5 protein-coding genes are annotated in these 11,653 nt (G+C 37.3%); all 5 read left to right on the forward strand.

Going from position 1 to position 11,653, the window contains the following annotated elements:
• Positions 1 to 14: 14 nt before the first annotated feature.
• The 5 genes from AR685_RS15765 (at position 15) to AR685_RS15785 (ending at position 11,224) form a co-directional block, all read left to right on the forward strand.
• A complete protein-coding gene (locus AR685_RS15765) occupies positions 15 to 2,309 on the forward strand; it encodes an NADP-dependent malic enzyme (RefSeq protein WP_059125138.1) in 2,295 nt (764 codons plus the stop codon).
• A gap of 268 nt (positions 2,310 to 2,577) precedes the next feature.
• Entirely contained in the window at positions 2,578 to 3,162 is a 585-nt protein-coding gene (gene ruvA / locus AR685_RS15770; RefSeq protein ID WP_059125144.1) for a Holliday junction branch migration protein RuvA, read from the forward strand.
• A 6-nt stretch (positions 3,163 to 3,168) separates the two neighbouring features.
• Positions 3,169 to 10,224 (forward strand): cell surface protein SprA, encoded by a 7,056-nt coding sequence (sprA, locus tag AR685_RS15775; protein WP_059125145.1) that lies wholly within the window; start codon positions 3,169 to 3,171, stop codon positions 10,222 to 10,224.
• Between the two features lie 267 nt (positions 10,225 to 10,491).
• On the forward strand, positions 10,492 to 10,869 hold the full coding sequence (gene gcvH / locus AR685_RS15780; protein ID WP_047446839.1) for a glycine cleavage system protein GcvH: 378 nt from the start codon (positions 10,492 to 10,494) through the stop codon (positions 10,867 to 10,869).
• Entirely contained in the window at positions 10,862 to 11,224 is a 363-nt protein-coding gene (locus AR685_RS15785; RefSeq protein ID WP_228376449.1) for a VanZ family protein, read from the forward strand. Before gcvH ends, AR685_RS15785 begins: the two co-directional genes overlap by 8 nt.
• The last annotated feature ends 429 nt before the right edge of the window (positions 11,225 to 11,653 follow it).

Genomic DNA, 11,653 nt, shown 5'->3' on the forward strand with positions numbered 1-11,653 from the left:
AAACAGAAAATTCTATGTCGAATAAAACTCAACGCGACGAAAAAAATTTCAATCAGGCCGCGCTAGATTATCATAAAGCAGAACCCAAAGGAAAAATAGAAGTTATACCATCTAAGCCTCACTCTTCACAGAGAGATTTGTCTTTGGCGTATTCTCCGGGAGTTGCTGTACCGTGTATGGAAATTCATCATCATCCTGAAACCGTTTATGATTATACAGGAAAAGGGAATTTGGTTGCAGTAATCTCAAACGGAACAGCGGTTCTTGGTTTGGGTGATATTGGTGCCGAAGCTTCAAAGCCTGTAATGGAAGGTAAGGGGCTTCTGTTTAAAATTTTTGCAGACATCAATGTTTTTGATATAGAAATCGACGAAAAAGATCCAGATAAATTTATTCAGATTGTAAAAGGTATCGCTCCAACGTTCGGAGGAATCAACCTTGAAGACATCAAAGCTCCGGAAGCTTTTTATATCGAACAGAGACTAAAAGAGGAATTGGATATTCCATTAATGCACGATGATCAGCACGGAACTGCAATTATTTCTGCAGCAGCATTGATCAATGCACTTCAGATCGCCAACAAAAATATTGAAGAAGTAAAAATGGTGGTTAATGGAGCAGGAGCGGCAGCTGTTGCTTGTACCAATCTGTACATTTCTTTAGGTTTAAAGAGAGAGAATGTATTGATGTGCGATAGTAAAGGAGTCATTAATCATAAAAGGGAAAACCTTACTCCGGAAAAAATAGATTTTATTGCTCAGACAGATATCGATACATTAGAAGATGCTGTAAAAGGTTCAGATGTTTTCATTGGTTTGTCTAAAGGAAATGTAATGACACCTGAAATGTTGAGCAGTATGAGCGAAAATCCTATTGTCTTTGCATTATCAAATCCTGATCCTGAGATCGCTTACGATCTGGCACTTGCTACGAGAAAAGATGTGATCATGGCGACAGGAAGAAGTGATTATCCTAACCAAGTAAATAATGTTCTAGGTTTTCCTTATATTTTCCGTGGTGCTTTAGATGTTCAGGCAAAAGGAATTAATGAAGAAATGAAATTGGCAGCCGTTCATGCTATTGCTAATTTAGCAAAAGAACCAGTGCCTGAAGCGGTAATTTTGGCTTACAATGTTCAGAATTTACAGTTTGGAAGAGAATATTTTATTCCGAAACCATTTGACAACAGATTAATTACCAAAGTGTCAAGTGCGGTGGCAAAAGCAGCAATTGACAGTGGAGTTGCAAGAAAGACCATAGCAGATTTCGACGAATACGAAACTCAGCTTCTCGACAGAATGGGAAGAGATGAGAAATTGGTGAGAATGATGCAAAACCGTGCAAAAGCAAATCCAAAGAGAATTACTTTGGGTAATGCTGAAGAATATAATGTTTTGAAAGCTGCACAAATTCTTTATGAAGAAGGAATTGCTTACCCAAGCCTATTGGGAGATAAAAAATACGTCAAAGAACAGATGGAGCGTTTCGGAATCACTCTTGATGTGCCGATTATCGATCCTAGTGATGATGACCAAAAAGAAAACAGAAAAAAATATAGAGAAACACTTTGGAAACTTCGTCAGAGAAAAGGGATGAATGAGTACAAAGCGAAAAGATACGTTCGCCAAAGAGATTATTTTGGTCCTTTAATGTTAAAGCACGGTGATACAGACGGTTTGATTGTTGGTTTTTCTAAAAATTATGTCTCCACTTTAAGGCCTGTTTTAGAAGTGATTGAAAAAGAAAAAGGTGTTGAAAAAGTGGCGGCTATGATGATGATCTTGTCAGAAAAGAAACCAATTTTCTTCGCAGATACTTCGATCAATCAAAATCCTACCGCTGAAGATTTGGTGAATATTGCTAAAATGGCAGAACACACAGTGAAATCTTTTGCAATCGAACCAAGAATTGCAATGCTTGGTTTTGAAAACTTTTCAGCGATTTCTGATACGTCGAAAAAAGTGGCAAAAGCGGTAAGTATTCTCCACGAGAAATTCCCGAAAATGATTGTTGATGGAGAAATTCAACCTGATTTTGCGATGAATGCAGATCATTTGAGTGATTACCCATTCTCAAAATTAGGAACAACTCCGGCAAACACATTCATTTTCCCGAATCTTGAATCTGCCAATTTATCCTACAAAATAATCAGAGGGATGAAGGTTGCACAGGTGATTGGTCCAATTTTGATGGGACTGAAACAGCCCGTTCACGTTTTACAGATGCGTTCAAGCGTTGATGAGATTGTTAATTTGGCAACGGTTGCCGTTTTGGATGCGCAGAGAAGAGAAGTGAAAAGTAAAAAGTAAAAAATTACGAAGGAACGACTTGGTAAAGGGTAGGATGAAATCTTATCAAAAAAAAATTTATACGATGCGGGCAGAATTCTAAAAATTCTGCCCGCATTTATTTTCATGGCGGATTTGCGATTTTAGTCAAATCCATTTTTGGAGTTTTTTGTTTTTTTAGTTAAATCATTGTCTTTGCAATGACAAAAAAAGTTAAATATCATTCTTGTGTTAAATGAATTTATTACTTAGTTTAAATTACTATATTTGGAAGTTATAAAAATTAATGATGATATTTTCTTTACAAGGAATTGTTCAGGAGCTTACACCGACTTATGTGGTAGTCAATGTCAATGGCATTGGGTATTATGTGGGCATCAGTTTAATGACTTCGCAAACCCTGACTTTGAATCAGGAGACCATGCTCTTTATCCAACAAATTATACGTGAAGACGCACATCTGCTGTTCGGTTTTAATACCCGTTCCGAAAAAGAAATGTTTAATCTCTTAATAAGTGTTAACGGTGTTGGAGCTGTATCAGCATTAATTTTACTGTCAACTTTAAGTCTTTCTGAGATTGCTACCGCTATACTTTCCAAAAACAGTGCCGTTATTCAGAAAGCAAAAGGTTTGGGAACAAAAACAGCGGAAAGAATCATTGTTGATTTGAAAGATAAGGTGCAGAAATTCGGCAGTATAGAAGAAAATAATTCTGTGCTGGCAAATAATAAAAGCAAGGATGAAGCGTTATCTGCATTAGAAGTTTTAGGAATTTCTAAGAGAATGAGTGAGAAGATTGCAGATCGTATCATTAAACAGGATCCGGAGATTTCTGTTGAAGAATTGGTAAAACAAATATTAAAAAATATTTAACTTTTGGTGAAAAATAATAGGTTTCTCAAGATATGTTCGCTCCTGTCATTTTTATTTTTATCGATAAATGTATTTGGACAGGTAAATCCTGAAGCGTTTTCAATAAAAAGGGATTATAAAGTTACTGATCCTACTTATTACGAAGGCTACTACGATATCAAAACCGGGATGTACTATGTATATCCTAAAATAGGCAATACGGTAGTTGGTCAGCCGACCGCAATGTCTCCGGAAGATTATAAAGAATTCATGGAGGCTCAGCAAGCGAGATTGTATTACAAAGACAAATCTGAAAGGTATAGTTTACTTTACAGAAAAGATACGTCTGAAGCGCAGAGAAAAGGTTTGATTCCTTCACTTACCATCAATAACAGACTTTTTGAGAGCATTTTCGGAAGCAATAAAATTGAAATTATTCCTTCAGGATATGCCTCTTTTGATTTTGCAGGTTTGTATCAGAAAATTGATAACCCATTAATTTTACCTCAAAACAGAACCAGTTTCACTTTTGATATCGACCAGAGAATTCAGCTTGGTTTAATTGGAAAAGTTGGTGAAAACCTTCAGTTAAAAGCCAATTACGATACACAAAGCGGTTTCGCATTCGAGAATAGAATGAATTTGGTTTGGCAGGCAAAAGGTACTTGGAAAGATCTTCAGACAAAAGGTTTGGGGGATGTGAACAAGCCAAGCGCAGGAGGTGAAGACAAGATTATCAAAAGAGTTGAATTTGGTAATGTAAATATGCCGCTTTCAACAAGTTTAATCCGTGGTTCGGAATCACTTTTCGGGGTGAAAACCGAATTTCAATTGGGAAAAACTTTCGGAACGGTTGTCCTTTCTCAACAGCAGGGTGAAGCCAGAAATATCGTTGTACAGGGCGGTGGCGTAATGAATACTTTCAAAGTAAACGCAATTGACTATGAAGACAATCAGCATTATTTTATAGGCCATTATTTTCTTAATAATTATGATAATGCATTGCTGAATTATCCTCAGATTAATTCAAAAATCAACATCAGCAGAATGGAGGTGTGGGTTTTAGATCAGGGAAATTCAAATTTGGCATATCAAAAAAGCATCGTAGGTGTGCGAGATTTGGGAGACGGCGCCTCTGGCCTACCGGATAACTCGCAAAATGGTATCTATTCTGCCGTTACAGGTTTGGGCGCAGGCTTGCGGGATGTGAATTCTGCCTATAATACAATTGTGGGGCAGGTTCTTCCTAATGCTGCAGGTGGTACAGAAGCATATGCAGACGGAGAACAGTTTATCTTCAACAGAAAGGCAAGAAGACTTACCAGCACTGAGTTTACCTTTCATCCACAGTTAGGGTATATTTCATTAAATCAGAGATTAAATGAGAATCAGCTTTTGGCAGTTTCTTATTCTTATACCGTCAATGGAACCAACCAAGTCTATAAAGTTGGAGAGTTTTCTGAGGAAAGTCCGGTTTTGGTGACTAAGGTTCTGAAACCAAATACCAATGTAAAAACAACATCACCAATGTGGAAATTGATGATGAAAAATATTTATGCATTGGATGCCGGCCAAGTTGATCAGGATGGTTTTATTTTAAATATTTATTACAGAGATGCAAAAACAGGTGGTAAAGTAAACTACCTTCCAAATACACCGGTTCAGAATACCAATTTATTGAAATTATTAAACTGGGATCGTCTGAATGTAAACGGTGATTTACAAAACAATGGAGGTACCTTAGGTGATGGAGTTTTCGATTTTGTCAATGGAATCACCATTCGCCCGGAATTAGGCAAACTAATTTATACCAAAGTGGAGCCTTTCGGAAGTTACATGGCAGGTTTAGTAGGTAATGACCCTCAATATGTCTTTACAGATTTATATACTCAGCAGAAGCAGGTGGCAACATCCAGCAATTTGGCCCAACGATATACGATGGAAGGTCGTTACAAAGGATCGCAAGGTCAGGGGATTTCTTTAGGTGCGGTGAATGTTCCTCAGGGTTCCGTAAAAGTTGCGGCAAATGGAGTACAGCTGACAGAAGGTGTCGACTATACCGTAGATTATATGCTGGGAACGGTAACTATTATTAATGAAAACGTAAAACAGTCCGGACAGGCAATTAATATCTCATTAGAGAATCAGCTAACTTTTAATACCCAGAGAAAAAGATTTTTAGGTTTAAATCTTGAAAGAAGAGTTAGCGACAACTTTATTTTTGGGGGAACAGTGATTAATTATTCTGAATCTCCGTTGACCCAAAAAGTAAACTACGGTCAGGAAGCTGTTAACAACACCATGGCGGGCATCAATATGATGTACAACAATCAGCTGCCTTTCTTGACAAGATTAACGGATAAAATTCCTGGGATCAATACGGAAGCACCATCCAATTTAAATTTCAAAATGGAAGGAGCTTATTTACTTCCGGGAATCAATAAAGGAACAAACGATCAGTCGTACATTGATGATTTTGAACAGACTACTTCAAAAATTTCATTAAAAGAACCTGCAGCATGGAGTTTAGCATCAAAACCTGAAAAAAACCAGACGAATCCTATTTTTGCGGGAGCAGGAGCCAACGATAATGTAACCAACGGTTACGGTAGAGGTTTGTTGTCATGGTACAATATTGACCCTAGATTCTGGGGAGTAGGAGGAAAAGCTCCGGCAGGAATTACTGCACAGTCGGTTTCCAACCATGCCTCAAGAAGAGTTCAGCTTTCGGAGATTTTTAATAACAGAGATTTTGTGGCAGGTGAACAGACGTTTACCAACACTTTTGATATTTCTTATTATCCGACAGAGAAAGGACCTTATAATGTGAATCCTAATGCAGAAACACCACTTCAAAGATGGGCAGGAATTATGAGACCGATTCAGGTTTCCAATTTTGTCAATTCAAATATTGAGTATGTAGAATTCTGGATGATGGATCCCTATGCTGACGGAAACAATTTAGGAACAAACCCTAAACTTTTACTTCAGTTAGGAAACGTAAGTGAAGATATTTTGAAAGATGGAATGATGCAGTATGAAAACGGATTGCCAACACCGGCACAAACTTCATCTACATCTAGTTCAAACTGGGGAACTCAGCCAAAACAGCCGCCTATTTTGTATGCATTTTCGAGTGAAGGTGAAGACCGTACGATTCAGGATGCAGGTTATGATGGTTTAAATTCAAATCAGGAAGGTTTAAAATTCCCGACGAGTACATTTGTAAACCCTGTATTGAATCTTACTGACCCTGCAGTTGATGATTTTGTTTTCTACATGTCTGAAAAATTCACAGGAAGTCAGGCAGCTTCAATCGTTCAGCGATACAAATATTTCAGAGGCCCGGAAGGTAACTCTCAAAGTAACTCTTTGGAAGTAGCTTCACAAACTCCGGATGCAGAAGATATCAACAGAGACTATAACTTAGATCAAAGTGAAAACTACAATGAATATGTAGTTAATTTAGATAAAACAAGTTTAGAATCTGGAACCAGTAATTATGTTGTTGATGAAAAAATTGTCACTGCCACTTTCCAAAATGGACAAAGTGACGAAGTTAAGTGGTATTTATTCAGAATTCCTGTTTCAGATTTAGACACATCTTTAGGTGGAGATCAAGATCCTTCAGTACTTAATAATGTAAGATTTGCAAGATTGTTAATGACAGGATTCGAGCAGGCTTCTACTTTAAGATTCGGTACTTTAGATTTGGTAAGATCAGACTGGAGAAGATATCCTAATTTAATTGCAAGTCCTACGGTAACAGGACCTCAAGAAGGTACAGGTGGAGTAACGTCCAGTGAATTGGAAGTGGGAAGTGTAAATATTGAAGAGAACGCACTGAATCAGCCACCATATGTACTGCCTCCTGGAATTGACAGACAGGTTTTAAGTGGAAATGCCGGTGCACAAAGACAGAATGAGTCTTCACTTTATCTGAAAGCTAAAAATATCAGAACTGAAGCGAAAGGTGTATTTAAAAATACAGCGCTTGATATGAGAAGATACAAAAAACTTAAGCTTTTTGTACATGGTGAAAATTTAGATTCACCAAGGACATCAGATTATGATCCGGATACAAAATTCTTTATCCGTCTTGGTAGTGATGCGACTGATAATTATTATGAGTACGAAGCTTCAGTAAAGTTTACAGCAAATACCGCAACAGCTCCATTAGAAATTTGGCCTATGGAAAATGATGTTGATCTTAATGTTCAGGATTTTGTAGATGCTAAATTAAGAAGAGATAAAAGTTTTCCGACTTCAATTACAGAAAGAAGAGCTGATGCTCAGTTTGGAGACTCCAACAAAAAAATATTTATAAAAGGTAGACCTTCATTGGGGAACATTACCACCATCATGGTTGGGGTACGAAACACAAGTGATCCAAGAGCGCCGAGTGGTCCTAATAATGTTATTCTCTGGGTCAACGAAATCCGTCTCTCTGAAATTGAAAATGATGGAGGTTATGCAGGAAATGCAAGTTTAAATTTCAACCTTGGTGATTTTGCCGTTGTGAATGCAAGCGGTTCTTATACTTCGGTAGGTTTCGGAAATATAGATTCTAAACCGGCAGAAAGAAATCAGTCTACACAGTCAGCCTTCAGTGTCAATACCCAGGTGAATGTAGATAAATTCTTGCCTGAAAAAACTGGAGTGAAAATTCCGGTGAACTATTCTTACTCACAAACAATCGAAGATCCGAAATACAATCCTTTAGATACCGATGTAGAATTCAGCAAAGCCAATAATAAAGAAGAACTGAAAAAAGTAGCAAGAACCTACACGCAGCAAAGAAGCTTAGGTGTTGTGAATATGCACAAGGAAAGAGTAAAGGAAAACAGTAAACCTAAATTCTACGATGTAGAAAACCTTTCACTAACTGCGGTTTATAATGATGATTTCTACAGAGATATTTATACCAAAAGAAACTACAGACAATATTTAAGAGGATTCTTAGATTATAACTATACCTTCAAACCTTGGGTGATTAAACCGTTTAACAAAATGATTAGCGATACTGCCAAGTCAACGAAGTATTTGAGATGGATCAAAGAGTTTAATTTTAATCCGGTTCCAACAAGATTGTCTTTCAGAACAGAATTAGACAGAAATTATAACGAGCTTGAATTTAGAAATATTGATGCTATTTTAAGCGGAAACTTAGGGGATGACTTTGCGGCAATCAAAAACAGAAACTTCTACTTCGGATGGCAGTATGGTTTAGGATTTAATTTTACCAAATCTTTAAAACTGGAAATCAACTCTCTTACAAGAACGCTGAATGATAATGTAGATGTTAATACAATGGATAATTCTTCCATTTTCGGGAACATGTTCAGAGCAGGTAGACCGGTTTTGTATAATCACAGAGTTCAGCTAAACTATAAACTCCCGTTCCAGCTTATCCCATATTTAGACTTTATTGATGCAGAACTTCAATATGGCTTTACTTACAACTGGAATGCTAGGTCTACTGCTTTACTGTCAAGTCCGGACGGAAGCTTAGGATCCATTGGTCAAAATACCAATATCATTCAGGCTACGGCAACAGCCGATATTCCTAAGTTCTTTGGTCAGTTTGGGTATTTCAAAAAAATGTCAACCACACTCCAGAAACGTAAGCAGGAAATGGATTCCTTAAATAATGCTTACACTCAGGCTTGGGATAAAAAAAGATATAAATTTAAAAGCTATAAGTTTAAAAATAAGCTGTCTATTTTGCAGAATGCAGCATTTGTATTGACTTCATTCAAACAGTTAGATGTTAATTATTCTGAGAACAACGGTACAGTTCTACCGGGATTGTTATCAGCACCCAACGGATATGGTTATGGGCAGACTTTAGGAGGGCCAACAGTTGGTTTCCTTTTAGGATCTCAGGCAGACATCAGACGTACAGTCATCGAAAATGGCTGGGTGAGTGATTCAGAATTTATGATTGATCCTTATGTGAAAATGTCGACGAGGGAACTCCGTGCAAATTTACAGATGATGCCGGTGAATGATTTTAGAATTGATTTTAATGTCTTGCAGACGTATAACAGAAACTTCTCACAGACCGGTTTCAATTTCCGGGATACTGATGGTTTCTCTAATCCGAATTTAACCTTTGCCAATGATATGGTGAGCTACTCAAACTCAGTGATCATAACCAATACGGCATTCCAAAACGGACAGGCAGTATACGAATCGATCAGACAAAATGCAAGAATGATTTCCCAGCAGTTAGGTGGAACAATAGGAACAGATGGGTTTACGGATGGTCACAGTATTACAAATGCCTATGTTTTAATTCCTGCATTCCGTGCAGCAGTTGAGGGAAAAGGAGCTAAGTCAATCGGAAATCCGAAAAAAGCAGGCATGCCTCTTCCAAACTGGAGAATCATCTATTCAGGTTTAAAAAATATACCGATGATCAGTGGGCAATTCACCAAGTTTGATATTCTGCACAGCTACAACGCAACATATACGGCAACAGGTATACAGTCAAGTATCGATTATTTCAACACCACAGTAGATCCTGCAAGTACGGGACGAGATGTGAATGACGATTACATCAATCCTTATACTTTTGCCCAGGTAGGTTATGTAGAAGCTTTTGCACCACTTATAGGAATCGACGTTACCATGAGAAACAATATGCAATTTGGTTTGCAGTATAACCGGATGAGAACTTTATTGTTAGGATTGGTAAACCATACTTTGACCGAAGATTCAAATACAGAATATGTTGTCAGATTAGGCTATATCGTAAGAAACTTCAGATTAGGCAATATGACCAACACGAGAGGTGGAAGAGGAAAAGGAAGTGATCTTAACATCAGAGGAGATATATCTTTGAGAGACAGCCGTACAAGTATTATGAATATTTTATTAGATGATTCGCAGGTGACAGGTGGTCAGAAATTAATGAACATTAAATTGTCTGCTGATTACAATGTTTCAGAAAACTTAAATTTAAGAGTATTCTACGAGCAGATGACCTCAAAATATAAAATATCAACGGCATTCCCATTATCAACCATCAGAGCAGGTCTTTCTGCAACCTTTACTTTTGGTGATTCCGGAGGCCTATAATAAAGATGAAATCAAAACAATCCCTTTCTCACAGTAGAAGGGGATTTTTTATTGTATATAGCAGTTCGGTTATATTTTAAAACAAATAATAAACAAGGTAGCGACACTTGTATAAGCAATGCTCTTTATTAATATTCAAGATGCATTTCCGAGCAAGCAAAATTCCTTCTCCAGGCTCCAATCTTCAAGCTTATTAAATAATCATTTATTTTCTTTGAGCATATCTCTATTTTGAATAAATTTGTCACTATTAAATAAAAAATAAAAATGAACACACCATCAGAATTAAAGTACACTAAAGATCACGAGTGGGTAAAGATCGAAGGTAACATCGCTACGATTGGGATTACAGACTTTGCACAGGGAGAGTTGGGAGATATCGTTTACGTAGATGTAGATACTGTAGATGATGACATCAATGGAGGAGACGTTTTCGGAAGTGTGGAAGCTGTAAAAACAGTTTCAGATCTGTTCTTACCTATTTCAGGAAAAGTGATTGAATTCAACGCTGCTTTAGAAGATCAGCCGGAATTACTAAACACTGAACCTTACGGAAACGGATGGATTATCAAATTAGAGATTGCTGACGGTGCAGATCAGTCAGAATTGCTTTCTGCTGAAGAATATCAGGCAATCATTGGATAAGATTTCAAACATATTTATTAAGATACTGCCCATTTATTGGGCATTTCTTACTTATATGCTCCTGCGTCCGGGAGTAGAAAACCATGAATACTTCTTTATGTTCAATGGCATCGACAAATTTTTGCACTTAGGAATATTTGCAATGCTTGGTTTTTCGTTTATGGCGGCTCTACCAAGAATTAGGTTCTCTTACTTTTTTCAGATCATCCTTATCTATGCATTCCTTACAGAAATCCTTCAAGAGGAAATGGGTCTCGGCAGATCTATGGAAACCTTAGACATCGTTGCTGACACTATCGGTTGCCTTCTAGGCTACTATATATATAAGATGCTCATCAAACGATACTTTAATTAGAAGCGAATTTTCTACGGCTTCATTAAAATTTCTTTAAAAACAACTCTTGCTTTCTTTTCTCTAGGAGCTTTTACCCGCTATGCACTGTATCTTTTTTAGATAGTCTCTGCGTTGCCTGTGGAATCTAAAAAAGGATGCCGTTTCTATCGGGGCTAGGGCAGCAGCACTGTAAGCTTTACAATCCCATAGATAATTTCTCAATCTCCCACACAATCATCGATCATCGATCATCCATCGCCCTACATTCTATAGTCAGTATCCATCAGTCAACATTGCCAAAATTTTTCTCACATGAATTCAGCGAGTTACCGATGAATATGAATTAAATTTAAACATAATGTTAAATATATTTGGAAGTAGAGGGGAAAACGTACTACTTTTGCCCCACTGAAAAACGAGAGAGATTCGGTAGCGCAGAAGAGCCTTTAG

The organism is Chryseobacterium sp. JAH (assembly GCF_001507335.1).
Classification (GTDB): domain Bacteria; phylum Bacteroidota; class Bacteroidia; order Flavobacteriales; family Weeksellaceae; genus Chryseobacterium.